The 272-nt window shown below is 37.9% G+C and carries 1 pseudogene; it reads left to right on the top strand.

Annotated features, from left to right (window positions below):
- Positions 1-89 precede the first annotated feature (89 nt).
- Positions 90-272 (top strand): annotated as a pseudogene (locus Q3W56_RS20820) (transposase); the annotation flags it as partial.

The following is a 272-nucleotide window of genomic DNA, read 5'->3' as shown; positions in this document are numbered from 1 at the left end:
AAAATCTCGACAGCTTTTATTTTCCCTTAAAATATCCATTCTCCTGTAATAAAATAAAAGAAAGACTTCAAAAGGACGGTGTCTTTCTTATGTTCCACACAAGAAATTCTTCTCAAAACGCAGCCGATTTGTTCTGCTTGATCAGCTCGTCGAAGAGGATCATTTGCTTCGAAAAATTGATAAACACATCGACTTCTCTTTTATCATTGAAAAGGTTAAGCCTTACTACAGCGAAAACAAAGGCCGCCCCTCACTCGACCCGCTGATTTTAT

The sequence above is a fragment of the Bacillus sp. C28GYM-DRY-1 genome (assembly GCF_030519405.1).
Lineage (GTDB): Bacteria > Bacillota > Bacilli > Bacillales > Bacillaceae > Bacillus > Bacillus spizizenii_A.
The sequence above is the reverse complement of the archived record's forward strand: the minus strand, read 5'-3'. Positions and strand labels throughout refer to the sequence as shown.